Genomic DNA, 25,702 nt, shown 5'->3' with positions numbered 1-25,702 from the left:
ACGCGCCGGTTCTAGCTCGGGGGCATCTTCAGAGACAGTTCGCAAAAATGGAAAGTTGCAGCGCGATGGCCGAAGATAACGTCAGAACGGGCTGACAGTGCGAGAGCGCCGCCAAAAATGCGAAAACGCCGCATATGGCGGCGTTTTCTCGTTCATCCGATGCGACTTCGGCGGCGTCGGGACAATACGCGGGCGGCTTAGAAGCGATAGCCCAGCGACAGGAACGTCACGACGGGGTTCAACTTGACCTTGGCCTCGCTGGTGGTCGTGATCGGGCCGCGCGTAGTGGTCAGCTTGGCCGTGGTGCTCACCGGGATGTACGACACGGAGAAAGCGAGTGTCCAGTGCTTGTCCATGTTGTAGTTGATACCCGCGTTGAACACAGGCGCCCACGAGTTGGTCAGCGAGGCCGTGGTGTTGCCTCCCGGCGCGCCGGTCAGCGCGGCACTGGCCAGGTTTTGGAAGCCCGGCGTGAGCTCGATGTTCGAGTAGAAGAAGTAGCTCGCCCCGATACCCACGAACGGACGCCACGTATCGTTGGCCTGGCCGAAGTAGTATTTCAGCAGCAGTGCCGGGCTCCACTGCTTGGCCGAGGCGAGCGATCCGCCGCCCGGCAGTGCCAGCGCTCCCTTACCATAGAGACGGAACTTCGGCGGAAGGCCGACGACCGCCTCGACAGCGATGTTGTCGGTAAAGAAGTGGGCGAAGGTCAGGCCCGGCGTGTCGGCGTCATCCACGTCCGCGCCTGTGTTGCCGAGGCGGCTGTTCAATGCATTGGCGAGACCCGGCACGTTCGAGCCGGTTACATGCAGCGGGTCGCTCGAAACCTGGGGCGAGAGGTGGAACCAGCCAAGGTTGATAACGTTATCGCCGGCTTGTTGCGCGAAGGCGGCCCCCGATGCCGTCAGCATGGCCGCGGCAGCAATCGTCAGATGTTTCAACTTCATCGATTCGTCTCCTGCTCAAGATTCTTTATTGTCGAGAATTTCGTTAAATGAAATTCAGGGCCATTATGCCGACGGTGCAAAGGCCGGGGTAGCAAGAGTCTGGAGGCTGCGCTCTAAAGGTGTTGTATCCACGCATCGACTCATGGAATGCCCTTAGGAAAAAGCGCTGGACGAAAGAAAGGCGTGCCCGTATATGTCAGGCACGCTTTCGGAATTCACTGCGGAGTCCGACATGCCGGACGCAATACGCGTCCCGCACGCTGGGTCTAGAACTTGTAGCCGAGCGAGACGAACGTCACAATCGGATTGAGCTTGATTTCGGCATCGGACGAGGACAGCACCGTACCGTCCTGTGCCTTGATCTTGATGTTCGCCGTCGTCTTGAGCGGCAGGTACGAGACCGATGCGCTGGCGACCCAGTGCTTGTCGAAGGCATAAGAAAAGCCGGCATTGAAAACCGGCTGCCACGACGCGGACGATTTGGCTTCCACGCTCGTCGGGCCGTTATGCCCCGAAGTGAAAGCGAGCACGCTGCCGAAATTCTGATTCAGCGCCGATTCGAAATTCGGATTGAGATTCACGTTGGTAAAGAACGTGTAGCTCACGCCGACGCCGAGAAACGGGCGCCACGTCGAGTTGGCCTGTCCGAAGTAATACTGAAACACGAGCGCCGGGCTCCATTGGCGCACGCTCTGCACGATCGGATTGTTTTGCGCGGCGCCCAGATCGATGCTGGTCAGCGCACCGGCCACGCCCGGCGGCGCGATGACGCCCTGTCCGTTAAGCTTGAACTTCGCGGGCACGCCGGCCACCGTCTGAACGGCGATGTTGTCGGTGAGAAAGTGCGTGATGACCAGCCCGAGCGTGTCGGCGTTGCTGACCTTGGCGCCGCTGCCCGGGGACGTGAAGCTCGAGGGCACGAGCGCCGGCGTGATGCCCTGCTGGGTCACGTTCGTGGTCATGGGTTTGCTGGAATCCTGAGGGGCGATGTGGAACCACCCCAAGTTGATGACGTTGTCTCCAGCTTGTTGAGCGAAGGCGCCGGCGGACGCCAGGGAAATGCCGAATCCGAGCGCGCACAAACGCGCCGCGGACCGATAGGCCCGAGTTGTCATTTGTCTATCCTCCCAAGATTATTTATTTATTTTTCGATGCATTATGCGCTTGGGATTTCGCAGTGCAATCGTCGAATCTAGAGTTTTTGTACGAATCGAAAGGATTTCGCTAGATATCAGTATTTAAAGGGTTTTTGAGCAGTCAAAGTCCCTCGAATATCGTGATATCGAGTTTTAAAGCATTACATTTGAATCCGCATGGCCCGATTACCGCGACTTTTCATTCCGCGCCAACCGCAGCACGTAATTCTGCGCGGCAATAACCGGCAGGCGATCTTCGTGGACGACGAGGATCGGCGCGTATTTCACGACCGCCTGCGCGACGCCGCACGCACGCACGGCCTGGCAATCCACGCGTGGTGCATGATGCCGAACCACCTGCACCTGGTCGCCACGCCCGCCGACGAGCGCAGCCTGCCCGCAACCCTGCAGGCGGTGGGGCGCTACTACGTGCTGTATTTCAACCGGCGCCACCAACGCACGGGCACGCTCTGGGAGGGCCGCTACCGCGCCACCGTGATCGAAGCCGAGCACTATCTGCTGCTCGCCAGTCGTTACGTCGAGCTCAATCCGGTACGGGCGGGCCTCACCGATGCGCCGGGCAACTATGTGTGGTCGAGCTACAACCATCACGTGGGCCTCACGGTCGACAGCCTGGTCACCGACCACGCCCTGTACTGGGCCCTGGGGAATACGCCGTTCGAGCGTCAACGCGCCTACGCGGAAGGATTCTCCATCCCGCTGCCGGCGCACGAAGTCGACGCATTGCGTACAGCCACGCAGAAGGGCTGGCTGCTCGGCGGGCCCGAATATCAGGCCCGCATGTCGCTCGCCGCCAACCGTCGTGTGAGCCCGCTCACGCGCGGGCGCCCCCGCAAACTGGCCGCCGGCGCCGCCTGATCGCCCCTGCGGCAGGCCGTCCCCGGTCTGCCGTCCTTTCGCCAAACGCTTGAAAACACGAAATTTTTCGATCGTCGGGGCCTGTGTCTCATTAATCTGACCCCAATAAAAACAAGCCTCCTTTTGGTGCGGTTTTTAAATCGCATCCGACCCTAATAAAATATTTTGTCATTGTGAAATTCCTGGCGTATATTCCAACTTCGGCCGATTGGTGCGATGCGCAAAACCGTGCGCGCTGAGTCGGCCCCCTGTGGCAACGCCCGAGAAAGACCTTCGACGTGCGCGAATCCGCAGCTCTGGCCGGCCCGGCCAACCCCACTTAACCCGGTCGACCGCGACGAGCATGCGCGCGGCGACCTCGCCAAGAGACGGTGTAACTCGTGGAAAAGAAACAGCAACCGATTGCGACGGCAGCAGCGCTGCCGGGTGAGGCGTACTCGGCGCCGGACGCACAGGGCATGTACGACCCGGCCAACGAACACGATGCCTGCGGCGTCGGCTTCGTGGCTCACATCAAGGGCGTGAAGAGCCACGCCATCGTCGAGCAGGGTCTGAAGATTCTCGAAAACCTCGACCACCGGGGCGCCGTCGGCGCCGATCCGCTGATGGGCGACGGCGCGGGCATCCTGCTGCAGATTCCCGATCAGTTTTTCCGCGAAGAGATGGCCAAGCAGGGCGTGACGTTGCCGCCGGCTGGCGAATACGGCGTCGGCATGATCTTCCTGCCGAAGGAACACGCGTCGCGCCTGGCCTGCGAGCAGGAACTCGAGCGCACCGTGAAGGCGGAAGGTCAGGTCGTGCTGGGCTGGCGCGACGTCGCGATCGATCGCGACATGCCGATGTCGCCGGCCGTGAAGGCCACCGAGCCGGTGATCCGTCAGATCTTCATCGGCCGCGGCCAGGACATCATGGTGACGGACGCGCTCGAGCGCAAGCTGTACGTCATCCGCAAGACCGCCAGCCACCGCATCCAGGCGCTCAAGCTCAAGCACGGCAAGGAATACTTCGTGCCGTCGATGTCGGCGCGCACCATCGTCTACAAGGGCCTGCTGCTGTGCGATCAGGTCGGCCGCTATTACCGCGACCTTGCCGATCCGCGCACCGTCTCGGCGCTCGCCCTCGTCCACCAGCGTTTCTCCACGAACACGTTCCCGGCCTGGGAATTGGCGCACCCGTATCGCATGGTCGCGCACAACGGTGAAATCAACACCGTGAAGGGCAACGTGAACTGGATCAACGCCCGCACGGGCGCGATCTCGTCGGCCGTGCTCGGCAACGATCTGCAGAAGCTGTGGCCGCTGATCTACCCGGGCCAGTCGGACACCGCGTCGTTCGACAACTGCCTCGAAATGCTGACGATGGCCGGCTACCCGCTCGCCCACGCCGTGATGATGATGATCCCCGAAGCCTGGGAGCAGCACACGCTGATGGACGAGAACCGCCGTGCGTTCTACGAGTACCACGCCGCGATGATGGAGCCGTGGGACGGCCCGGCGGCCATCGCCTTCACCGACGGCCGCCAGATCGGCGCCACGCTTGATCGCAACGGCCTGCGTCCGGCGCGCTATCTGATCACCGACGACGACATGGTCATCATGGCCTCGGAGTCGGGCGTGCTCCCGATTCCCGAGTCCAAGATCGTCAAGAAGTGGCGCCTGCAGCCGGGCAAGATGTTCCTGATCGACATGGAGCAGGGCCGCATCATCGACGACAAGGAGCTCAAGGACAACCTGGCCAACGCCAAGCCGTACAAGAGCTGGATCGACGCCGTGCGCATCAAGCTCGACGAGATCGAACCGAAGGTCGAGGAGGCCGGCGTGCACCACGACACGGCCACGCCGCTGCTCGACCTGCAGCAGGCGTTCGGTTACACGCAGGAAGAAGTGAAGCTGCTGATGACGCCGATGGCGATCAACGGCGAAGAGGCCGTGGGCTCGATGGGCAACGACAGCCCGCTCGCGGTCATGAGCAACAAGAACAAGACGCTCTATCACTACTTCCGCCAGCTTTTCGCACAGGTGACGAACCCGCCGATCGACCCGATCCGCGAGAACATGGTGATGTCGCTCGTGTCGTTCATCGGCCCGAAGCCGAACCTGCTCGACACGAACAACATCAACCCGCCGATGCGTCTCGAGGTGTCGCAGCCGGTGCTGGACTTCAAGGAAATCTCGAAGATCCGCCACATCGACAAGTACACCGGCGGCAAATTCCGCTCCTACGAGCTCAACATCTGCTACCCGGTCGCATGGGGCAAGGAAGGCATCGAAGCGCGCCTCGCCTCGCTGTGCGCGGAAGCCGTGGACGCCGTGAAGTCGGGCTACAACATCCTCATCGTCTCGGACCGTCTGACCAATCGCGAGCAGGTGGCGATCCCGGCGCTGCTTGCCACGTCGGCCGTGCACCAGCATCTGGTCGCGCAGGGCCTGCGCACCAGCACCGGTCTCGTGGTCGAGACGGGTTCGGCGCGCGAGGTGCATCACTTCGCGCTGCTCGCCGGCTACGGTGCGGAAGCCGTTCACCCGTACCTCGCGATGGAAACGCTCGCACAGATCGCCCGCAAGCAAGGCGGCGACCTGACGCCGGAAAAGGCGATCAAGCACTTCGTCAAGGCGATCGGCAAGGGCCTGCACAAGGTCATGTCGAAGATGGGCATCTCGACGTACATGTCGTACACGGGCGCGCAGATCTTCGAGGCCATCGGCCTGTCGCAGGAACTCGTGCAGAAGTACTTCCAGGGCACGGCGTCGAACGTCGGCGGCATCGGCATCTTCGAAGTGGCCGAAGAAGCGGTGCGTCTGCATCGCGATGCTTTCGGCGAGAACCCGGTGCTCGCCAACATGCTCGACGCCGGCGGCGAATACGCGTACCGCATCCGTGGCGAAGACCACATGTGGACGCCGGACGCCATCGCCAAGCTCCAGCACTCGACCCGTTCGAATTCGTACCAGACGTACAAGGAATACGCGAATCTCATCAACGACCAGAGCAAGCGGCACATGACGCTGCGCGGTCTGTTCGAGTTCCGCGTCGATCCGCAGCGCGCGATCCCGCTCGATCAGGTCGAGCCGGCCAAGGAAATCGTGAAGCGCTTCGCCACCGGCGCCATGTCGCTCGGCTCGATCTCGACCGAAGCGCACGCCACGCTGGCTGTCGCGATGAACCGTATCGGCGGCAAGTCGAACACCGGTGAGGGCGGTGAAGATCCGCGCCGCTATCGTAACGAACTGAAGGGCATTCCGATCAAGAAGGGCGAGTCGCTCGCGTCGATCGTGGGTCGCGACGTCATCGAGACCGACATCGAACTGCAGGACGGCGATTCGCTGCGCTCGAAGATCAAGCAGGTGGCCTCGGGCCGCTTCGGCGTGACAGCCGACTATCTGGTGTCGGCCGACCAGATCCAGATCAAGATGGCGCAGGGCGCGAAGCCGGGCGAAGGCGGTCAGCTGCCGGGCCACAAGGTGACCGAGTACATCGGCAAGCTGCGCTATTCGGTGCCGGGCGTCGGCCTGATCTCGCCGCCGCCGCACCATGACATCTACTCGATCGAAGACCTGGCGCAGCTCATTCACGATCTGAAGAACGTGAACGCGTCGTCGTCGATCTCGGTGAAACTCGTCTCGGAAGTGGGGGTGGGCACGGTTGCCGCCGGCGTCGCTAAGGCCAAGGCCGATCACGTGGTGATCGCCGGTCACGACGGCGGTACGGGCGCCTCGCCGCTCTCGTCGGTGAAGTACGCCGGCACGCCGTGGGAACTGGGGCTGGCCGAAACGCAGCAGACGCTGGTGCTCAACCGTCTGCGCGGCCGTATCCGCGTGCAGGCCGACGGTCAGATGAAGACCGGCCGCGACGTGGTGATCGGCGCGCTGCTCGGCGCCGACGAATTCGGGTTCGCCACCGCGCCGCTCGTTGTCGAGGGCTGCATCATGATGCGCAAGTGCCATCTGAACACCTGCCCGGTGGGCGTGGCGACGCAAGATCCGGTACTGCGCAGGAAATTCCAGGGCAAGCCGGAGCATGTCGTCAACTATTTCTTCTTCGTGGCCGAGGAAGTGCGCGAAATCATGGCGCAACTGGGCATCGCGAAGTTCGACGACCTGATCGGCCGCGCGGACCTGCTCAACACCAAGGCGGGCGTTGAGCACTGGAAGGCGAAGGGGCTCGACTTCTCGCGCATCTTCCATCTGCCGCAAGTGGAAGCCGAAGTGCCGCGCCTGCATGTCGAGTCGCAAGACCACGGCCTGGCCGGCGCGCTCGATCACGCGCTGATCGAGAAGGCGATGCCGGCGCTGGAGAAGGGCGAGCATGTGTCGTTCATCCAGCCCGTGCGCAACCGTAACCGCACGGTCGGCGCCATGCTCTCGGGCGAAGTGGCCAAGCGCTACGGTCACGAGGGTCTGCCCGACGACACGATCCACGTGCAACTCAAGGGCACGGCGGGCCAGAGCTTCGGCGCATTCCTCGCGCGCGGCATCACGCTGGACCTCGTCGGCGACGGCAACGACTACGTGGGCAAGGGCCTGTCGGGTGGCCGCATCATCGTGCGTCCGACCAACGACTTCCGCGGCAACGCCGAGGACAACATCATCGTGGGCAACACGGTGATGATCGGCGCGATCGAAGGCGAGGCGTTCTTCAACGGCGTGGCCGGCGAACGCTTCTGCGTGCGCAACTCGGGCGCCACGGCTGTCGTGGAAGGCACGGGCGATCACGGTTGCGAATACATGACCGGCGGTACGGTGGTCGTGCTCGGCGAGACCGGCCGCAACTTCGCCGCCGGCATGTCGGGAGGTGTGGCCTACGTGTACGACGCCGACGGCACGTTCGCCGCCAAGTGCAACACGGCCATGGTCGCGCTCGATCCGGTGCTGCCGCACGGTGAGCAGGAGCGCACGGTGAGCCCGGGATTGTGGCATCGCGGCCAGACGGACGAAGCGCAGTTGCGCGAGCTGATCGAGCGCCACTTCCAGTACACCGGTTCGACGCGCGCCAAGGCGCTGCTCGAAGACTGGGACGGCGCGCGCCGCAAGTTCGTGAAGGTGTTCCCGAACGAATACAAGCGCGCCCTGGGCGACATGGCGAAGGCTAACGACAAGCAAGCACTGGCGGCCTGACGCCGTTTGCGCGGCACAGCCGTGGGGCAAGGACCCCGCGGCGTGCCGCGCGCGGACGAGGCACGGTAACCACAAAACTTTCCGACTGAAGAAACATGGGCAAGGTCACAGGTTTTCTCGAATTCGAGCGCCAGAGCGAGTCTTACGAAGCACCGCTGGCACGCGTGAAGCACTACAAGGAGTTCGTGCTCGCGCTCTCCGACGAGCAGGCGAAGGTGCAGGGGGCGCGCTGCATGGACTGCGGCATTCCGTTCTGCAACAACGGCTGCCCGGTCAACAACATCATTCCCGATTTCAACGACCTGGTGTATCGCCAGGACTGGAAATCGGCGATCTCGGTGCTGCACTCGACCAACAACTTCCCCGAGTTCACGGGCCGCATCTGTCCGGCGCCGTGCGAGGCCGCCTGCACGCTGAACATCAACAGCGACGCGGTGGGCATCAAGTCGATCGAACACGCGATCATCGACAAGGCGTGGAGCGAAGGCTGGGTCGAGCCGCAACCGGCGAAACACAAGACCGGCAAGACGGTCGCCGTGGTCGGCTCCGGCCCTGCCGGGCTCGCGGTCGCGCAGCAACTCGCGCGCGCCGGTCACGACGTGACCGTGTTCGAGAAGAACGATCGCGTGGGCGGCCTGCTGCGCTACGGCATCCCCGACTTCAAGCTCGAGAAGTGGCTGATCGATCGCCGCATGCGTCAGATGGAAGCCGAGGGTGTGACCTTCCGCACCGGCGTGTACGTCGGCAAGGACGCGCCGGACGCGCACATCAACAATTTCTCCAAAGAGACGATCTCGCCGGAGCAGTTGCAGGCGCAGTTCGACGCGGTGGTCATTGCCGGCGGCGCCGAGCAGCCGCGCGATCTCCCGGTGCCGGGGCGCGAGCTCGATGGCATTCACTTCGCGATGGAGTTCCTGCCGCAGCAGAACAAGGTCAACGCGGGCGACAAGCTGGCCAAGCAGTTGACGGCGACGGGCAAGCACGTGATCGTGATCGGCGGCGGCGACACCGGCTCGGACTGCGTGGGGACGTCGAACCGCCACGGCGCGAAGCGCATCACCCAGTTCGAGCTGCTCCCGCAGCCGCCCGAACAGGAGAACAAGCCGCTGGTGTGGCCGTACTGGCCGACCAAGCTGCGCACGTCGTCGAGCCACGAGGAAGGTTGCGAGCGCGACTGGTCGGTCGCCACCAAGCGCTTCGAAGGCAAGAACGGCAAGGTCGAAAAGCTCATCGCCGTGCGTCTCGAATGGAAGGACGGCAAGATGCAGGAAATCGCCGGCTCGGAGTTCGAGCTCAAGGCCGATCTGGTGCTGCTCGCGATGGGTTTCGTCTCGCCGGTGCAGACCGTGCTCGACGCGTTCGGCGTGGACAAGGATGCGCGCGGCAACGTGCGTGCGTCGACCGAAGGCGAGCGCGCCTACGCGACGAATTTGCCGAAGGTGTTCGCGGCCGGCGACGTGCGTCGCGGTCAGTCGCTCGTGGTGTGGGCAATTCGCGAAGGCCGCCAGTGCGCGCGTGCCGTCGACGAATTCCTGATGGGGCACTCGGAGCTGCCGCGCTGAGCGCCATCGGTCTTGCCGTGCGCCCGTGCCGAGCGCACACGGTTACACCTGACGAAACCTCGTGAATACGAGATGGGCAGAGGTTGAGAGGAGGAGGCGCGGGGGTAGGCCGCCGCGCCACTGTGAAGAAACCGTCCGGACGGCAACGTCCGGGCGGTTTTTTCTTGCCCGCGCGGGCGTGGCGGAAGAGGGGCCGACGAGTCGCCAAATGATCGAAAATGCCTAGACATAGGACGTCATACATTCAAGCGTCGATTGCCTTTTCGGTATGCGGCAGAACGCTCCCAATATGTGCAAGTTTCAGCGGTGTCAAGGGAATCGACGGAATTCGGAATCGAGCGAGAAACCTTAGGGATTATCCGTAAACACCGTTTTCAGCCATTGTCATCGTACATCATCTGACGTAGGATGCCTCTCCATGCGAGCCCGGGCCCGCAACAGAATAAATTACGGAGAGAGACACCCATCATGGCACTGAAGATCAAAGGCCTGCGCTGGTGGATGATCGGGCTGCTGACGCTCGGCACGGTCATGAACTACCTCGCGCGCAGCTCGCTTGCGGTCGCCGCCCCCACGGTAATGAAAGATCTCCACATTACCACTCAGCAGTACGGCTGGATCACCGGCGCCTTTCTCGTCCTGTATCCGATCGGTGCGCCGCTCACCGGCTACCTGATGGACCGCATCGGGCTGCGTCTGGGCTTCCTGTTGTGCGGCGTTACGTGGTCGGTCGTGTGCATGCTGCACGGCCTGGCCGACGGCTGGATCGGCCTGTTCGTGCTGCGCGGGCTGCTGGGGCTGGCCGAAGCGTCGTTCATTCCCGCCGGCATGCGCGCCGCCGCGTTCTGGTTTCCGACGAAGGAGCGCGCCCTGGCGGCAGGCATCTTCAACATCGGCACGTCGGTTGGCGCGATTCTCGCGCCGCCGCTGATCGCGTGGTCGATCATGCGCTACAACTGGGAGACGGCGTTCGTGATCGCAGGCGGCATGGGCCTCGTGTGGGGCGTGCTGTGGCTCGTCTTCTACCGTCACCCGACCGATCACCCGTCGCTCACGCAGGCCGAGTCGGACTATATCAACGAAGGCCGCGCGGTCGACGCCGCAGCCGACGCCCGCAAGCCCAGCCCGCTTTCCATCCTGCGCCAGCGCAACTTCTGGGGCATCGCGCTGCCGCGCTTGTTCGCCGATCCGGTGTGGGGCACGATCGTCTTCTGGATGCCGCTGTATCTCAATCAGGCGCGCGGCTTCGATCTGAAGACGATCGCCGCGACCGCGTGGCTGCCGTTCGTGGCGGCGGACGTCGGCTGTCTGATGGGCGGCACGATCTCCCTGTGGCTGAACAAGCACTTCAACATCACCATCTTCAACGGCAAGCGCGTGGTATTCACGATCGGCGCGATCATCATGACGGCGATGTGCGGCGTGGGCTTCGTGAAGGACCCGATGATGGCGATCTTCCTGCTGTGTCTCGGCGGCTTCGCGCATCAGACGCTCTCGATCACGGTGATCTCGATGTCGGCCGACCTGTTCGCGCGCAACGAAGTGGCAACGGCCACGGGGCTGGCGAGCCTGTCCGCCGGCATCGGCAACCTGCTCTTCACGCTGGTGATCGGCACGTTCGTGACGGCACTCGGCTATGCGCCGTTCTTCGTGGCGCTGGGACTGGGCGACCTGATCGGCGCGGTGATTCTGTGGACGGTGGTCAAGCCGGTCAAGCCAGTCATTCCGGGCACGGTCGCGCCACAGTCGGGCGCGCGGGGCGACGCGCATGCGGCCCAGGCCCCGTATCAGGCGCATCAGGCCCATTAGACACATCAGGCCCATCAGGCCCCCCCGCACGGCGGCCGGCGCCTGACCCGGCGTAGGAACCATGAGGCGACGCGCTCGCGGCGAGCGGCGCGGCGTCGGTGTGAGAGTGGCGATGCACCGCGGCGTGCATGGCGATCCAGCGATGAATGAGGAGTGACATGAGCCAGACTTCCGGCAAACCGTACCGCCGTCTGCTGCTGACCGGCGCGGCGGGCAATCTCGGCAAACAACTGCGCGGCAAACTCGCTCAATGGGCGGACATCGTGCGCGTGAGCGACATCGCGCCGATCGCGGCCGAAGCGCCGCACGAAGAAGCGATGCAGGTGGACCTCGCCGATCGTGCGGCGGTGCATGCGCTGCTCGAAGGCGTGGACGCCCTCGTGCATCTGGGCGGCATCTCGGTCGAGGCGCCGTTCGACGACATCCTGCAAGCCAACATCCTCGGGCTGTACAACGTCTACAGCGCGGCGCAGAAGCACGGTGTGAAGCGCATCGTCTACGCCAGCTCCAACCATGCCGTCGGTTTCCATCCGGTCACCGAAGTACTGGACGTGGATGCACCGCATCGCCCTGACGGCATGTACGGCATCTCCAAGTGTTTCGGCGAAGACCTGTCGCGCTACTATTTCGACCGCTTCGGTCTGGAGACGGTGTGCCTGCGCATCGGCTCGTCGTTCGAGCAACCGAAGAATCCGCGCATGATGGTGACGTACCTGAGCTATCGGGATTTCGTCGAACTCGTGCGCTGCTCGCTGTTCACGAATCGCGTGGGACACGCCATCGTCTACGGCGTGTCGAACAACCCCACGCTGTGGGTCGACAACACGAAGGCGGCGTTCCTCGGCTTCCGCCCGCAAGACAGCTCGGCCGAGTTTGCGCATCTGTTCCCGCCCAAGGCGCCCGATCCGCAGATGGACGACTGGGCGCAGCGTTATCAGGGCGGCCCCTTCGTGCTGCTCGGGCCGATGGAGCCCAAGCCATGAGCGTGTCGATCGAACGGCTCGAGCCGTCGCGCCCGACACCGCACGCGGTGGGCGAGAGCCCGCTGTGGCGCGCCGACGAGCAGGCGCTGTACTGGGTCGACATCCCCGCGCGGCAATTGCATCGAGTAACGCCCGCTGACGGCGAGCACCGGCAATGGACGTTCCCCGAGCAGGTGGCGTGTTTCTCCTTCGATGTTTCGGGCACGCTGCTCGTTGGCGCCGAGACGGGGCTGTTCGCGGCGAAGCTGGGCGCTGACGCAAACGTTACCGCGGCGCAATGGCGGCGGCTGGCCGCGCCGGCGTTCCCGGCGGCGGGCATGCGCTTCAACGACGGCCGCTGCGATCGTCAGGGCCGCTTCTGGGCCGGCACGATGGTGCAGGACATGTCGCTCGCGAGCGATGCCGGTTCGCTGTTCTGCTTCGACGCGCAAGGGCAGTTGTCCGCGCCGCTCGTCGACGGGCTCGTGACGCAGAACGGGCTGGCCTTTTCTCCCGACAGTCGCACGATGTATCTGAGCGACTCGCATCCCACGCGTCGACGCGTGTGGGCATACGATTTCGACGCGGCGAGCGGCGCCATCAGCGCGCGGCGCCTGTTCGTCGACATGAACCGGTATCCGGGGCGGCCCGACGGCGCGGCGGTCGATGCGCACGGATGCTACTGGACGTGCGCCAACGACGGCGGCCGACTGCTGCGCTTCACGCCCAGGGGCGATCTCGATCGGGAAATCCTGCTGCCGGTGTCCAAACCGTCGATGTGCGCGTTCGGCGGGCGCGAGTTCGACACGTTGTTCGTGACGTCGATTCGCCCCGGCGCGAACGCGACCGATCAGGACGGTCACGTATTTGCCGTGCGATGCGGCGTGAAGGGACTGCCGGAGACGCCCTATGCGGGGACGTTGCCGGCGGCACTCGTGTAGGAGAGACGGCGCTCGCGACGCCGCGCGGCATTCGAGCGCCGTCGATGGCGCCGCGACGAGCGATCCGGCGTCCCGTCTTGCCGCCCGTCGGCTTCAGCGCGCGGGGTCGGCCGCCGTGAGCGCCTTGCCGCGCGTTTCGGGCAGCAGCAGCGCGCACACCACCACGAGCAGGTAGCCGCCGCCCGCGACAATGCCGATCGCCTTCACGAGCGAGCCCGTCTGCGCGAGCATGCCGACCCCGATGGGGAAGAACGACCCGATGCCGCGCCCGAGGTTGTAGCAGAAACCCTGGCCGGAGCCGCGGATATGGTTCGGATACAGCTCCGTCAGATACGCGCCGATGCCCGCGAAGATGCCCTGCACCACGATGCCCAGCGGGAAGCCCAGCAGCAGCATCGCACCGTCGGTGATCGGTAGCATCGTGTAGGCCATGCCCAGCAGGAACGACGCCACCGCGAAGAAGATGAACGCCGCGCGGCGTCCGAACTTGTCGGACAGAATCGCGCCGACGATGTAACCCACGAACGACCCCACGATCAGCACGATGAGGTACGCGCTCGTGTTGAACACGGACAACCCGCGCTCGGTCTTCAGATAGGTCGGCAGCCATGTGGTGATGGCGTAGTAGCCGCCGAGCATGCCGCTGCACAGCAGGCTGCCGAGAATCGTCGTCTTCACGTGCGCGGGTGCGAAAATCTGCGCGAAGTTGCTCTTGAGCGCGCCTTCGGCAACCTGCTTGCGCGTCTGCGTGAAGATCTCCGGATCCGACACGTTGCGGCGCACGTAGGTGATCCACAGCGCGGGCACGATGCCGATCCAGAAGCACGCTCGCCATGCGGTGTCAGCCTCGAACACGGCGAAGAAGAACCAGTAGAGCAGCGCGGCGGCGCCCCAGCCGACCGACCAGCTGCTTTGCACCGTGCCGACCGCTTTGGCGCGATGCTGCGGCGAGCGGATCATCTCGCCCATCATCATGGTGACGACCGTCCACTCCCCGCCGAAGCCGATGCCCTGCAGGGTGCGCGTGACGAGCAGTTGCCAGAACGAGTGCGTGAAGCCCGAGAGGAACGTGAACAGGCAGAAGGTGGCGATGGTCCACTGCAGCACGCGCACGCGGCCGTAGCGGTCCGCGAGAATGCCGGCGAGCCATCCGCCCACGGCCGACGAGATCAGCGAACTCGTCGCGATCATGCCGGCCTCGCTCTTCGACATGCCCCACGCGGCGATGAGCGTGGGGATGAGAAACGAGTAGATCATGAAGTCGAACGCGTCGACGGCGTAGCCGCCGAAGCCCGCATACAGGGCCTTGCGCTCCTTCGTGTTGAGTTCCTTGAACCAGGAAAAGAATGCCATGAAGACTCCTCGGTGGACCGTGTGCTTGTCGTTATGTGTGATGTAGGGAGGTTTGTCGCGCGGCGCTCGTTCAGAGTGTCAATCCACCGTCGACGTGAATCACCTGCCCGGTGATCTGCCGCGCGTGCGGGCCGAGCAGGAAGGCGGCGAGCGCGGCGATGTCGTCCGGCTCGCACAGGCGCCCGGTCGGCGTGGCGTGCGCCGCACGCTGCCATGCGGCCGGATCGATTGCCGAGTGACCGCTGTCCTTGCGCGTGTAGCCGGGCGCGACGCAGTTGACCGTCACGCCGGCGCGCGCGTATTCGGCGGCGGCGCTCTTCGCGAGCGCCTCGATCGCGGCCTTGGCGGCGGCCGTCGCCGGGAAGCCGGCCTGATTCGGCGCGAAACGATGCGCGACGAACGAACTGACGGCCACGACGCTGGCGCACGCCGAGCGCTGCAGGTCGGGCAGCGCCGCACGCAGGATTGCGGCGAACGCACCGGGCATGGCCGAGAGCGTGCGGGCGAAGGCGTCGGCGTCGATGTCGGTCAGGCGCTCGCGCGTGGCGAAACCGGCGTTGCTCACGATCTGGTCCACGGCGCCGAACGCGTCGCGCGCGGCGTCGATCAGTCGCGTGGCTGCGGGCGCCTCGCACAGGTCGCCAAACCACAGCGCGCATTGCGCGCCGGCGGCCTCGCAGGTCTGGCGGACGTCGGCGAGGCGCGTGCGGCTGGCGTCGGAGGCGCCGCGCGTGTGCAGCAGCAGTCGGGTGTCGGGGGAGGCGAGCCGGCGGGCGATGGCCGCGCCGATGCCGGAAGCGGCGCCGGTGACGACGATGGTCCGGCGCTGAGTCGTGTCGGCGCTGCCGGACGAGGGAGTGGGGGTGGTCACGATGAGCCCGTGTAATGCCTAGGGTGCTCGTGATTATGCCAAACCGCCCGCGCCTCGGGACAGGCGCGTCAATATTATTTAGCAGGTGAACGAACTACGCCGCGTCCACCGCCTGCGGCGGGTCGGCGCGACTCGTGCGCTGTGCGTCGGCCGCCTGCTCGCGAGCACCGCGCAGCGTCATGGTGTGCTGATGAAAGTGCGAGAGCGTGTCGCGATGCGCCACGCTCACCATCGTCGTCGCCGGCAGGCGGGTATGGAGCGCTGCGTATACGGCTTGCTCCGTTTCCACGTCGAGTGCGCTGGTCGCTTCGTCGAGGAACAGATAGTCGGGCTTGTGCAGCAACGCGCGCGCCGCGGCCAGGCGCTGCTGTTCCCCGCCGGAGAGCCGCCGCGCCCAGTGGGCGACGTTCGGCAGGTCGTCCAGATACTGGCCGAGGTTCACGGCGGCGAGCGCGTCGCGGCACTCGTCGTCGGTAAACGCCTCCGGCGACGACGGGAAGGCCAGCGCGGCCTTGAGCGTGTCGATGGGGAGGTAGCTCTGCTGCGAGAGGAACAGCACGCGCGCGCCCGCCGGAACGTCCACGCGGCCGGCGCCGAACGGCCACAGGCCCGCCAGCGCGCGCAGCAACGTGCTCTTGCCGCTGCCCGAGCGCCCGCGAATGAGCCAGCGCGAGCCCGGCGCGAACGCGAACGAGCCGGCGGCGGCGAGCGGCGCGCCGTCCGGCAGCGCGAGCTGGAGGTCCGTCGCCGCATAGGCGGCCGACGAGAGCGACGCGGACTGCGCGGTGACCACCGAGATACCGCCTTCGCGCGGCGGCGCGTCCACCACGCGCGTGAATTCGCGCAGACGGTTGACGGTGGCTTTCCACTCGGCCAGCGTTGCGAAGCTGTTCACGAACCAGGAGAAGCCGTCGCTCACCTGTCCGAACGCGTCGATGATCCGCATGAGCACGCCGAGCGTAAATGCGCCGGCGAAGTAGCGGGGGGCCGCAGCCATGATCGGGAACACGATGGCGATCTGCCCGTAGATCGAGTTCGCGAAAATCAGGCGCTTGGTCACCACCATGATTTGCCACCAGTTCTCGCGCACGGCGCCGAAGGCGGCCTTCAGACGCGAGAGCTCGGCGCCCTCGCCGCGATAGAGCGCGACCTGCTCGGCCGATTCGCGAAGACGCACGAGCAGGAAACGGAAGTCGGCTTCGACCTGTTGCTGACGATAGCTCAGGCCCACCAGCGGGCGGCCCACCTTGAAGATGAAGAACGAGCCCACGATCGCGTATAGCGCCGCGACCCAGACCATGTAGCCGGGAATCGTGATGTTCATGCCGCCCAGCGCGAACGACACGGCGCCGGAAATCGTCCAGAGAATGGTGACGAACGAGAACAGCGAGACGAGCGTGGTGAGCAGGTCCAGCGAGAGCGAGAGCGACGAGCTGACGAGCGTGCGGATGTCTTCCGAAATACGCTGGTCGGGGTTGTCCGCGAGATGATCGCGCTCGATGCGGTAGTAAGCCTGCTGCGCAAACCATTTCGTCAGATTGGCGTCGGTGACCCACTGCCGCCACTTGATTTCCAGCATTTGCCGGAAGTAGGTGCGAAACGTCGCGATGATGATGAAGCTGAAGGCAAGCACCGCGAATTCGGCGAGCGACGACTTGAAGACTGGCCAGTCGCGCTTGTCGAGAGCGTCGTAGAAGCCCGTGTTCCAGGCGTTGAGCCGCACGTTGATAAACACGACCGCGAGGTTCAGCGCGATGACGAGCGCCAGCAGACGCCGCCCCTCCCAGCGCTTTTCCGAGACCCAATAGGGCCGGATCAATTGCCAGGCGCCCGGAGCCTTCGGCAGTGACGCGGCAGCGCGGGCAGCGCGGGCGGGGTGAGCGGCCGGCGGCGTGCCGGCAGGTGTGGGGGACTTGGGCGTGTGGGCCATGATCGTCTGGCGGCGCGGCCGCTGTGATGCAACGTGTTATGGGGCGGTGTTATGGGGTTGTGTTATGGGGTGGTGCCATGCGGTCGTGCCATGCGGTCGTGCTATGGCGGGCACGCGGCGGCGATCGCGCGGGCGTGGGGCAAACGCCTGCGCGTGCGCCGCTGTCCGACGGTCGGTTTGACCGGCGCGTTAGATGATGCGTTGCACGAATTCCGGCCCGAAACCCGCGTGTCGTCGAAATTCAGTTTACGCACTGTTACAACGGTCCGGGGATTCGTCAAAAAACGAGACGCGGCGAGCGTGCAACCGCCCGGGAGGCCCGGCTTGCACGGGCGTCGGCATCTATGTTGTAATGACTGCGGGCGAAACAGGGGTGCTCCGTACCGAACGCGGGTGTGAACCATGCGTGACGAGTGGCACGGGGCTGAGAGAGACCCTTTGCACCCGACCCGGGTAATACCGGCGTGGGAAGTTTCCGACTCCTCCAGTGGGGTAAGGTGTCCAACACCGTTTCGTCCTTTTGCTTTCATGAGGAAAGGACCCCATGCGCTGCCTTTCGCAAGTCCCTGCGATTTTTCCTTCGGATTGTCCTGAGTGCGTGTGCGCCGTGACGGCTCGCGCGGCGGTGCGCGTATGAGCGCTTCGACTCCCGACGTCGCGGTGCTCGGCGGCGGCCTGGCCGGCCGTCTGCTCGCCTGGCAACTGGTTCGCACGGGCGCGCGCGTGGCGCTCTACGAGCGAGGCGGCGCGGACGGGGCTTCGGCCGCCGGCTGGGTGGCCGCCGCCATGCTCGCGCCGCTGGCCGAAGCCGCCGTGGCCGAACCTAGCATCGTCGCGATGGGCGCCGCGGGCCTCGGGCGCTGGCCCTCGCTGATCGACGGCCTGCCCGAACCGGTGTTCTTCCAGCGCAACGGCACGCTTGTCGTCTGGCATCAGCCCGACCGCGCGGAAGCGGTGATGTTCGATCGACGCATGCGCGCCAACGCGCCGCCCGAGCTGCTGCGCGGCGGGGTGGAGCGGGTGTCGGGCGCGCAATTGGGCGAGGTGGAACCGGCGCTCGCGGGGCGTTTTCAGGAAGGCTGGCTGCTGCCCAACGAGGGGCAGCTCGACAACCGTCAATTGCTGCGCGCGCTGGCGGCCGGCCTCGCGAAAGCGGGCGCCGCGCTGCACTGGCACACCGAAATCGGAGAGGGCGCCTATCCGGAGGCCGGTCTCGTCATCGACTGTCGCGGCCTGGGCGCGCGTGGCGCGCTCCCGCAATTGCGCGGCGTGCGCGGCGAAGTCGTGCGCATCCACGCGCCGGGTATCGGTCTGCGCCGCCCGGTGCGCCTGCTGCACCCGCGCTATCCGATCTACATCGCGCCGAAGGAAAACGATCTGTACGTGATCGGTGCGACCGAACTCGAGTCGGAGGACATGTCGCCAATGACGGTGCGCTCGGCGCTCGAGCTGCTGTCGGCGGCGCACTCGCTGAACCCGGCGTTCGGCGAGGCGCGCATTGTGGAGCTGAACGTCAATTGCCGGCCGGCGCTGCCCGATCATCTGCCGCGCGTGCAATGGGACGGCAAGCGGCTGCTGCGTGTGAACGGCCTGTATCGCCACGGCTATCTGCTCGCGCCGGCGGTGACGGGCGAGGCGTGCGCGCTCGCGCAGGCATTGATGCAAACGACGGACGCGCCAACGGGAACGGGGCACGCGTTCGACTGGGAGACGTGGCGAGCGAGCCGGCCGTGGCCGGATCTGTTCCGCCGGGCATGAGAGGGAGCGGTACACGATGGACATCCACATCAATCAACAGACACTGAGCGTGGCCGAGACGGCGACGCTGGCCGAGGCGCTGGCCGCCTACGGCGCCAGGCCGCCGTTCGCCGCGGCGGTCAACGGGCAATTCGTGCCCAAGACGCAATACGCCGCGCACGCGCTCGCGCACGGCGACAGGATCGATGTCGTGCAACCGGTGGCCGGAGGCTGAGATGAACGCATTCACGGAATCGGCCAACGTGGCCGCGGGCAGCGTGCGCGACGCTCTCACGCTGTACGACACTCGCTTTGGCAGCCGCTTTTTGCTCGGCACGGCGCGCTACCCGTCGCTGCAGGCGCTCAACGACTCGATCGACGCCGCCCGGCCGGGCATGGTGACGGTGGCGCTGCGTCGCCAGCTCTCGGGCGCCGGCGCGCAGGCCTCGGAAGGCCATTTCTGGGAGACGCTGCGGCGCCTGGCCGTGCCGGTGCTGCCCAATACCGCCGGCTGCCACTCGGTGCAGGAGGCGGTGACGACCGCGCAGATGGCGCGCGAAGTCTTCGAGACCGACTGGATCAAGCTCGAGCTGATCGGCGACGACTACACGTTGCAGCCCGACCCGTTCGGTCTGGTGACGGCCGCCCAGCAACTGATCCGCGACGGCTTCAAGGTGCTGCCGTACTGCACGGAGGATCTGGTGTTGTGCCGCCGGCTGCTCGACGTGGGCTGCCAGGCGCTCATGCCGTGGGGCGCGCCGATCGGCACGGGCAAGGGCGTGATCAATCCCTACGGACTACGCCTGCTGCGTGACCGTCTGCCGGACACCCCGCTCATCGTCGACGCCGGCCTGGGCTTGCCGTCGCACGCCTGCCAGGTCATGGAATGGGGCTTCGACGGCGTGCTGCTCAATACCGCCGTGGCGCTCGCCGCGCAGCCGGTGGAGATGGCCGGCGCGTTTGCCGCCGCGATCAGGGCCGGGCGCGCGGCGTGGCTCGCCGGGCCGATGGCCGAGCGCGAGAGCGCGCAAGCGAGCACGCCGGTCGTCGGCGTGCCATTCTGGCACCAGACGAGCGCATGACGCCGGCTGCGGGCTTGCCCGCAGCCCACCCGACACCCTTCCATCCGTCGAACGAGGATTTTCAATGACGACGCCCGCCCGCGCCGCCAGGCTTTCGCATGTGCAATGGCTGCCGGCCGGCGCGCCAGCCGCAACGGCGTGGCAGCAAGCCGCCGGGGCGATTCGGGCGCGCCTTGCCCCGTGGCCGGCCACCGCGGACGATGGCGCACCGTCGTGGCGCCTGCATGTCGAGCCGCCCGCGCACGCCGGCCAGGGAGATGTGGTCCGGCTGTCGGCGGCGTCGACACACGAGGCGGGCGCCGCGTCGTTGCAGATCGACGCGTGGCGCGCCGCGGGTGCCGTGGTGCTCGTCACCCGCGCGACGGTGCCGGGGCACGCCGAAGATGCCCTGTACACGCCGGACGCTGTCTATCGCATCGCCGGTGTCGACGATCCGGCGTTCTTCCCGGCCTTCGCGGCGTTTCTCGACTGCGGCTTTGCGCCGCACGACGCCCTGGTGCTGGGACGCGCCTGGCGCAGCGACGGCAGCCACGCCCGCGCCGAGGACGCGGCCGCGCTCGGCGAATGGCCGACGGTCTTGGAGACGTTCCCCACGGTCCTCGGTCAGGCGCCGTCACCCGGACGCTTCCCGGCGTGCCCGCCGCGTCTCGGGCTGTATCCCGTACTGCCGGATGCCGGGTGGTGCGAGCGCATGGCCGACCTGCAGGTCGGCACGGTGCAGTTGCGGATCAAGGATCCCGCGCATCCGGGACTGCACGAGCAGATCGCGCGGGTGGTGAGGGCCGCCGAGCGCGTTTCGCGCGACGGCGCCTGGTTCATCAACGACCACTGGCGCGAAGCCGCGCAGGCCGGGGCCTACGGCGTGCATCTGGGGCAAGAGGACATGGCGGCGCTCTCGGCCGATGAAGTCGCGGCATTGCACGCGAGCGGCATGCGGCTTGGCATCAGCACGCACGGCTATTACGAAATTCTCGCGGCGCACCATTTCCGGCCAAGCTATCTCGCCGTCGGGGCTGTGTTTCCGACCACGACCAAGGTGATTGCCACCGCGCCGCAGGGGCTGGCGAAGCTCGCGCGCTATGTGAAGCTGGTGGCGCCGCATTACCCGCTCGTTGCCATCGGCGGCATCGATGCCGGCAACCTGCCTCGCGTGCTCGATACCGGGGTGGGATCTGCCGCCGTCGTGCGCGCCGTGACGCAGGCCGCGGACGTGGCCGCCGCGGTGCGGGGCATGCAACGCGAGTTCGCGAAGCGCGCCTGAGGAAGGCTTGCGCAGGGCGCGCGGGGGGCGGGGGTGGCGGCGGAGCCTTACAGGCGACGCGTCATGAAGACCGCCCCGTCGCCATAACCGGCGAGCTTGGCGGCGATGAGTGGGGAGACGTCCGTCGCCACGGCATAGCCGAAGCGCGCCCAGAAACCCTGCGATTGCTGCACCGCGACGAGTGCGGACACCTGCAGGCCCAATCCCCGCGCCGATTCGAGCGCGGCCGCATAGAGGCGGCTGGCGACGCCGGCGGCGCGCGTGCGCGGCGCGAGCGCCATGTCGTGCACGTACCAGCAGTCGGGCGCGTCGGGCAGCGTGTCGAGCACGGTATCGAGCGGCGGCGGCGCTGCGATCCGCCATGGATGTGTGAATAGATAGCCGGCCACACGCGAGCGTTCGGCGTTTGAGGTTGCCGCGCGGGCTGGCGCGTGCCTCGCGTCGACATTCGCCAACGCCATGGCGTCCATGGCGTCTGTAGCGACCCAGCACGTTGCGGGAGAGAGATGCAGGCGGGAGGCAAGCGCCGCTTCCGATTCGAGCATGGCGCTCCCGTAGGCCTGCGCCTGCACGGACAGCACCTCGGGAAGATCGTCGGGCCGCATCGGACGGATCTGAAACGTCCGGGCTTCGTCAGCGGGAGGACGCCGGCCGTCGCCCGGCAAGGGCCGAACGGATGGAAGGGGCCGCAAGGGCAAGGGAGGGAAGCGTTTGGCGGCGGACATCCGGCTCGACAGGTTGTTGCGTCAAGCGGAATATTGTAGCAACGGCGCAACACCGCTGCCGCCACCGCCGGTAAGTCCTTGCCGCGGCTGGCATTTTGTCCGTTGCATTGACCGGAACGCGGCGCCGTCGATCCGCGAAGGCCCTGTAAAATGCCGCCGGACGTTGCCCATACTCGCGCCGGCGAGCCGCCAGTGCGCGGCATCGATCGGCATTCCCCCCTATAATTGGCGTTTTGCGCCGCACTATAAGACCCGAAACGTGCCTACCCCGAACCCGGAAAATCTGCTCGAATTGCGCGACGTCAGCTTCGGTTATGGCGAACGACTCGTGCTCTCCGGGTTGAATATGCGGTTTCCCCGCGGCAAGGTGATTGCGGTCATGGGCGGCTCCGGCTGCGGCAAGACGACCGTGCTGCGTCTGATCGGCGGACTCGTGCATGCGAGCCGCGGCACGGTCGATTTCGACGGCACGGACGTGTCCACGCTCGATCGCGACGGCTGGTTCCGGTTGCGCCGTCGCATGGGCATGCTGTTCCAGTTCGGCGCGCTGTTTACCGACATGACGGTGTTCGACAACGTGGCGTTTCCGCTGCGCGAGCACACCCGACTGGACGAGTCGCTCATACGCGATCTGGTGCTCATGAAGCTCAACGCCGTGGGTCTGCGGGGGGCGCGCGACATGAAGCCGGCCGAGATTTCGGGCGGCATGGCGCGTCGCGTAGCGCTTGCGCGCACGATCGCGCTCGATCCCGATCTCGTCATGTACGACGAGCCGTTTACCGGGTTGGATCCGATCTCGATGGGCATCACCGCGAACCTGATCCGCAAGCTCAACGACGCGCTCGGCGCTACCTCGATCATCGTCTCGCACGACGTGGCGGAGACCTTCGCCATCGCCGACTACATCTATTTCATCAGTGAAGGCCGCATCGCCGCCGAGGGTACGCCCGACGCGCTGCGCGCCTCGACCGACCCCACGGTGCGCCAGTTCATCGAGGCGCAGCCGGACGGGCCCGTGAAATTCCAGTATCCCGCGCCGCCGCTCGCGGAAGACTTCGGCATCGGAGCGCGTGCATGATCACCACTATCGGCAGTTTCGTTCGCGGCCACGTGGAGCGCCTGGGATACGGCGCCCGCATGTTCCTGCGCATGCTCGCGTCGAGCGCGGCGCTGCTGCGCCGTCCGCGGCTCGTGACCGACCAGATTCATTTCGTCGGCAACTATTCGTTCGTCATCATTGCGGTCTCGGGGCTGTTCGTCGGCTTCGTGCTGGGGCTGCAAGGCTATTACACGCTCAACAAGTACGGCTCGGAACAGGCGCTCGGCCTACTGGTGGCACTCTCGCTCGTGCGCGAGCTCGGACCGGTGGTCACGGCGCTGCTGTTTGCCGGCCGCGCGGGTACGTCGCTTACCGCGGAGATCGGCCTGATGAAGGCCGGCGAGCAACTGACCGCGATGGAGATGATGGCCATCGACCCGATCGCGCGCGTCGTGGCGCCGCGCTTCTGGGCGGGCGTGATCGCCATGCCGATCCTCGCGGCGATCTTCTCGGCGGTGGGCATCTTCGGCGGTTATCTCGTGGGCGTGCAACTCATCGGCGTGGATTCCGGCGCGTTCTGGTCGCAGATGCAAGGCGGCGTGGACGTTTGGTCGGACGTCGCCAACGGCGTGGTCAAGAGCCTCGTGTTCGGTATCGCCGTCACGTATATCGCGCTGTATCAGGGATTCGAGGCACAGCCGACGCCGGAGGGCGTCTCGCGTGCGACCACACGCACGGTGGTGCAGGCGTCGCTTGCCGTGCTCGGTCTCGACTTCCTGCTCACGGCCCTGATGTTCAGCTAACGGGCCGGCTTGCCTGCCAACCTTATCGACAGACCGTTTGCGCACACTGACACAATGAAAAAACACCCCCTCGACTTCTGGGTCGGCCTGTTCGTGGTTCTCGGCTTCGCGGCGCTGCTTTTTCTCGCGCTCAAGGCCGGCAACATGAGCTCGCTGTCGTTCTCGAGCTCGTACCCCGTGACGGTGCGCTTCGACAATATCGGCGGCCTCAAGCCGCGCGCCGCGGTCAAGAGCGCGGGCGTGGTGGTCGGGCGCGTGGCGTCGATCAAATTCGACGACAAGCGCTATCTGGCCGACGTCACGCTCAACATCGATTCGCAGTATCAATTCCCGAAGGACTCGTCGGCCAAGATCCTGACTTCGGGGCTGCTCGGCGAGCAGTACATCGGGTTGGAGCCCGGCGGCGACGACCAGATGCTCAAGGCCGGTGATACGATCACGCTCACGCAATCGGCGATCGTGCTGGAAAACCTGATCGGCCAGTTCCTGTACAACAAGGCGGCAGACGCCGGCGGCGCCCAGGCGGGCGGCGCAGCGTCGGCCTCCGCACCGGCAGCGACGGTAACCCAAGGAAAATAAGAGAAATGACCAGCTTCCGTACTTCGGCAGTGCTGGCCGCCGGCGCGATGGCGCTGGCCGGTTGCGCCACTGTCACGAATCCGAACCCCGCGGACCCCATCGAAGGGTTCAACCGTTCGATGTACACGTTCAATGACAAGCTCGACAAGGCTGTCATGACGCCCGTGGCCAAGGGTTATCGCTTCGTCGTGCCGGAGCCGGCGCGCGACATGGTCACGAACTTCTTCTCGAACATCGGCGACGTCTACAACTTCGCCAATAACCTGCTGCAGCTCGAAGTCACGGCGGCCGTGCAGGATCTGATGCGCCTGACCATCAATACCGTGTTCGGTGTCGGCGGTCTGGTCGACTTCGCATCCCCGGCCGGTCTGCCCAAGCACAGCCAGGATTTCGGTGTGACGCTCGGCAAGTGGGGGCTGCCCGATGGCCCGTACCTGGTGCTGCCGCTGCTCGGCCCGAGCACGGTGCGCGACACGGTCGGCCTGGCGGGCAACATGTTCATCGACCCGACGTCGTACATCAAGCCGGACTGGGTGAGCTACACGATCTACGGCGTGCGTCTGGTCAACACCCGCGCCAACCTGCTCGACGCGTCGAACCTGCTCGAAGCCGCGGCACTTGATCCGTACTCGTTCACGCGCGACGCCTATCTGGCGCGTCGCAAGTATCTGATCAACGGCGGGGCCTCGGGTAACGCCGCGCTGCCGAACTACGAAGACGAGGGCGGCGCCGCCGCGGCGGGTGCCGGCGCAGGCGCTGCGCCCGCCGGTGCGGGCGGGCAGCCGATGCCGGCCGGCGCGCCAGCACCCGCGTCGGGCGCCAAGGCCGAACCGGAAGCGCCGCAAGGCTCGCCGGTGCCGGGCAAGATGGTCCCGGGCGGACTGCCGTTGCGCCGCTGATTGCGCGCTGCGCGTGGTTCGCCGGACCGGTGCGATCCGCGCCATGCCTTTGCCGTGCGCGACCCGTCGGGTG

Annotated in this window: 20 protein-coding genes and 1 riboswitch; of the genes, 14 read left to right on the top strand and 6 right to left on the bottom strand. The window is 65.9% G+C overall.

The annotated features are described in order from the left end of the window. Positions 1 to 197: 197 nt before the first annotated feature. Together CDN36_RS13195 and CDN36_RS13190 are read right to left on the bottom strand one after the other, a co-directional pair. Positions 198 to 947 carry an OmpW/AlkL family protein gene (locus tag CDN36_RS13195; RefSeq protein ID WP_287496954.1) on the bottom strand — a complete coding sequence of 250 codons (750 nt, stop codon included), beginning with the start codon at positions 945 to 947 and terminating at the stop codon, positions 198 to 200. Positions 948 to 1,213: 266 nt separating this feature from the next. Continuing rightward, positions 1,214 to 2,062, bottom strand: coding sequence for an OmpW/AlkL family protein (locus tag CDN36_RS13190; RefSeq protein WP_287496953.1), 849 nt, complete (start codon positions 2,060 to 2,062; stop codon positions 1,214 to 1,216). Between the two features lie 198 nt (positions 2,063 to 2,260). Here CDN36_RS13190 and CDN36_RS13185 point away from each other — a divergent pair, with 198 nt between their 5' ends. From CDN36_RS13185 to CDN36_RS13160, 6 genes are all read left to right on the top strand, one after another. After that, positions 2,261 to 2,962: a transposase gene (locus CDN36_RS13185; protein WP_150556049.1), complete on the top strand. Its 702-nt coding sequence runs from the start codon at positions 2,261 to 2,263 to the stop codon at positions 2,960 to 2,962. A gap of 380 nt (positions 2,963 to 3,342) precedes the next feature. After that, positions 3,343 to 8,076: a glutamate synthase-related protein gene (locus tag CDN36_RS13180; RefSeq protein ID WP_477642610.1), complete on the top strand. Its 4,734-nt coding sequence runs from the start codon at positions 3,343 to 3,345 to the stop codon at positions 8,074 to 8,076. A gap of 95 nt (positions 8,077 to 8,171) precedes the next feature. Further along, positions 8,172 to 9,638 (top strand): glutamate synthase subunit beta, encoded by a 1,467-nt coding sequence (locus tag CDN36_RS13175; RefSeq protein ID WP_150556050.1) that lies wholly within the window; start codon positions 8,172 to 8,174, stop codon positions 9,636 to 9,638. A gap of 468 nt (positions 9,639 to 10,106) precedes the next feature. Then, positions 10,107 to 11,447, top strand: coding sequence for an MFS transporter (locus tag CDN36_RS13170; protein WP_150556051.1), 1,341 nt, complete (start codon positions 10,107 to 10,109; stop codon positions 11,445 to 11,447). A 158-nt stretch (positions 11,448 to 11,605) separates the two neighbouring features. After that, a complete protein-coding gene (locus CDN36_RS13165; protein ID WP_150556052.1) occupies positions 11,606 to 12,430 on the top strand; it encodes an NAD-dependent epimerase/dehydratase family protein in 825 nt (274 codons plus the stop codon). Beyond that, positions 12,427 to 13,350, top strand: coding sequence for an SMP-30/gluconolactonase/LRE family protein (locus tag CDN36_RS13160; RefSeq protein WP_150556053.1), 924 nt, complete (start codon positions 12,427 to 12,429; stop codon positions 13,348 to 13,350). Before CDN36_RS13165 ends, CDN36_RS13160 begins: the two co-directional genes overlap by 4 nt. A 93-nt stretch (positions 13,351 to 13,443) precedes the next feature. On the opposite strand, the gene CDN36_RS13155 is transcribed toward CDN36_RS13160, so the two are convergent. The 3 genes from CDN36_RS13155 to CDN36_RS13145 form a co-directional block, all read right to left on the bottom strand. Continuing rightward, positions 13,444 to 14,703, bottom strand: a complete 1,260-nt coding sequence (locus CDN36_RS13155; protein WP_287496952.1) for an MFS transporter — start codon at positions 14,701 to 14,703, stop codon at positions 13,444 to 13,446. Between the two features lie 70 nt (positions 14,704 to 14,773). Continuing rightward, complete coding sequence (locus CDN36_RS13150) at positions 14,774 to 15,574, bottom strand: SDR family NAD(P)-dependent oxidoreductase (RefSeq protein WP_150556055.1); 801 nt, start codon at positions 15,572 to 15,574, stop codon at positions 14,774 to 14,776. A gap of 94 nt (positions 15,575 to 15,668) precedes the next feature. Further along, the gene (locus CDN36_RS13145) at positions 15,669 to 17,504 is read right to left on the bottom strand and encodes an ABC transporter ATP-binding protein/permease (RefSeq protein ID WP_287496951.1); all 1,836 of its coding nucleotides are present in this window, start codon (positions 17,502 to 17,504) and stop codon (positions 15,669 to 15,671) included. Positions 17,505 to 17,863: 359 nt separating this feature from the next. Next, positions 17,864 to 17,992, top strand: a riboswitch (TPP riboswitch). A gap of 145 nt (positions 17,993 to 18,137) precedes the next feature. Between CDN36_RS13145 and CDN36_RS13140 the strand changes: the two genes are divergently transcribed. From CDN36_RS13140 to CDN36_RS13125, 4 genes are all read left to right on the top strand, one after another. Then, the gene (locus CDN36_RS13140) at positions 18,138 to 19,262 is read left to right on the top strand and encodes an FAD-dependent oxidoreductase (RefSeq protein ID WP_287496950.1); all 1,125 of its coding nucleotides are present in this window, start codon (positions 18,138 to 18,140) and stop codon (positions 19,260 to 19,262) included. A 16-nt stretch (positions 19,263 to 19,278) separates the two neighbouring features. Then, positions 19,279 to 19,476: a sulfur carrier protein ThiS gene (gene thiS, locus CDN36_RS13135; protein WP_150556058.1), complete on the top strand. Its 198-nt coding sequence runs from the start codon at positions 19,279 to 19,281 to the stop codon at positions 19,474 to 19,476. Position 19,477: 1 nt separating this feature from the next. Next, positions 19,478 to 20,323, top strand: a complete 846-nt coding sequence (locus tag CDN36_RS13130) for a thiazole synthase (protein WP_287496949.1) — start codon at positions 19,478 to 19,480, stop codon at positions 20,321 to 20,323. A 64-nt stretch (positions 20,324 to 20,387) separates the two neighbouring features. Continuing rightward, entirely contained in the window at positions 20,388 to 21,584 is a 1,197-nt protein-coding gene (locus CDN36_RS13125; RefSeq protein ID WP_287496948.1) for a thiamine phosphate synthase, read from the top strand. Positions 21,585 to 21,631: 47 nt separating this feature from the next. Here CDN36_RS13125 and CDN36_RS13120 read toward each other — a convergent pair whose 3' ends face one another. Further along, positions 21,632 to 22,189 (bottom strand): GNAT family N-acetyltransferase, encoded by a 558-nt coding sequence (locus tag CDN36_RS13120; protein ID WP_287496947.1) that lies wholly within the window; start codon positions 22,187 to 22,189, stop codon positions 21,632 to 21,634. Positions 22,190 to 22,568: 379 nt separating this feature from the next. On the opposite strand from CDN36_RS13120, the gene CDN36_RS13115 reads away from it, so the two are divergent. From CDN36_RS13115 to CDN36_RS13100, 4 genes are read left to right on the top strand one after another with little or no spacing between them, the layout of a single operon-like run. Then, the gene (locus CDN36_RS13115; protein ID WP_150556062.1) at positions 22,569 to 23,387 is read left to right on the top strand and encodes an ABC transporter ATP-binding protein; all 819 of its coding nucleotides are present in this window, start codon (positions 22,569 to 22,571) and stop codon (positions 23,385 to 23,387) included. After that, positions 23,384 to 24,151 carry a lipid asymmetry maintenance ABC transporter permease subunit MlaE gene (gene mlaE / locus CDN36_RS13110; protein WP_150556063.1) on the top strand — a complete coding sequence of 256 codons (768 nt, stop codon included), beginning with the start codon at positions 23,384 to 23,386 and terminating at the stop codon, positions 24,149 to 24,151. The genes CDN36_RS13115 and mlaE overlap by 4 nt, the downstream gene beginning before the upstream one ends. 54 nt (positions 24,152 to 24,205) lie before the next feature. Continuing rightward, the gene (gene mlaD / locus CDN36_RS13105) at positions 24,206 to 24,730 is read left to right on the top strand and encodes an outer membrane lipid asymmetry maintenance protein MlaD (protein ID WP_150556064.1); all 525 of its coding nucleotides are present in this window, start codon (positions 24,206 to 24,208) and stop codon (positions 24,728 to 24,730) included. A 5-nt stretch (positions 24,731 to 24,735) separates the two neighbouring features. Continuing rightward, complete coding sequence (locus tag CDN36_RS13100; protein WP_287496946.1) at positions 24,736 to 25,629, top strand: MlaA family lipoprotein; 894 nt, start codon at positions 24,736 to 24,738, stop codon at positions 25,627 to 25,629. Positions 25,630 to 25,702: the final 73 nt, after the last annotated feature.

Source organism: Pandoraea sp. CB10b_02 (assembly GCF_002216225.1).
In the GTDB taxonomy this organism is placed as follows: domain Bacteria; phylum Pseudomonadota; class Gammaproteobacteria; order Burkholderiales; family Burkholderiaceae; genus Pandoraea; species Pandoraea nosoerga.
The sequence above is the reverse complement of the archived record's forward strand: the minus strand, read 5'-3'. Positions and strand labels throughout refer to the sequence as shown.

Coding starts and splice junctions, on each gene's coding strand:
- thiS (WP_150556058.1), top strand. CDS start 19,279: ATGGACATCCACATCAATCAACAGACACTGAGCGTGGCCGAGACGGCG.
- CDN36_RS13145 (WP_287496951.1), bottom strand. CDS start 17,504: ATGGCCCACACGCCCAAGTCCCCCACACCTGCCGGCACGCCGCCGGCC.
- CDN36_RS13195 (WP_287496954.1), bottom strand. CDS start 947: ATGAAGTTGAAACATCTGACGATTGCTGCCGCGGCCATGCTGACGGCA.
- CDN36_RS13170 (WP_150556051.1), top strand. CDS start 10,107: ATGGCACTGAAGATCAAAGGCCTGCGCTGGTGGATGATCGGGCTGCTG.
- CDN36_RS13165 (WP_150556052.1), top strand. CDS start 11,606: ATGAGCCAGACTTCCGGCAAACCGTACCGCCGTCTGCTGCTGACCGGC.
- CDN36_RS13140 (WP_287496950.1), top strand. CDS start 18,138: ATGAGCGCTTCGACTCCCGACGTCGCGGTGCTCGGCGGCGGCCTGGCC.
- CDN36_RS13160 (WP_150556053.1), top strand. CDS start 12,427: ATGAGCGTGTCGATCGAACGGCTCGAGCCGTCGCGCCCGACACCGCAC.
- CDN36_RS13125 (WP_287496948.1), top strand. CDS start 20,388: ATGACGACGCCCGCCCGCGCCGCCAGGCTTTCGCATGTGCAATGGCTG.
- CDN36_RS13120 (WP_287496947.1), bottom strand. CDS start 22,189: ATGCGGCCCGACGATCTTCCCGAGGTGCTGTCCGTGCAGGCGCAGGCC.
- CDN36_RS13130 (WP_287496949.1), top strand. CDS start 19,478: ATGAACGCATTCACGGAATCGGCCAACGTGGCCGCGGGCAGCGTGCGC.
- CDN36_RS13100 (WP_287496946.1), top strand. CDS start 24,736: ATGACCAGCTTCCGTACTTCGGCAGTGCTGGCCGCCGGCGCGATGGCG.
- CDN36_RS13185 (WP_150556049.1), top strand. CDS start 2,261: ATGGCCCGATTACCGCGACTTTTCATTCCGCGCCAACCGCAGCACGTA.
- CDN36_RS13175 (WP_150556050.1), top strand. CDS start 8,172: ATGGGCAAGGTCACAGGTTTTCTCGAATTCGAGCGCCAGAGCGAGTCT.
- CDN36_RS13155 (WP_287496952.1), bottom strand. CDS start 14,703: ATGGCATTCTTTTCCTGGTTCAAGGAACTCAACACGAAGGAGCGCAAG.
- mlaE (WP_150556063.1), top strand. CDS start 23,384: ATGATCACCACTATCGGCAGTTTCGTTCGCGGCCACGTGGAGCGCCTG.
- mlaD (WP_150556064.1), top strand. CDS start 24,206: ATGAAAAAACACCCCCTCGACTTCTGGGTCGGCCTGTTCGTGGTTCTC.
- CDN36_RS13190 (WP_287496953.1), bottom strand. CDS start 2,062: ATGACAACTCGGGCCTATCGGTCCGCGGCGCGTTTGTGCGCGCTCGGA.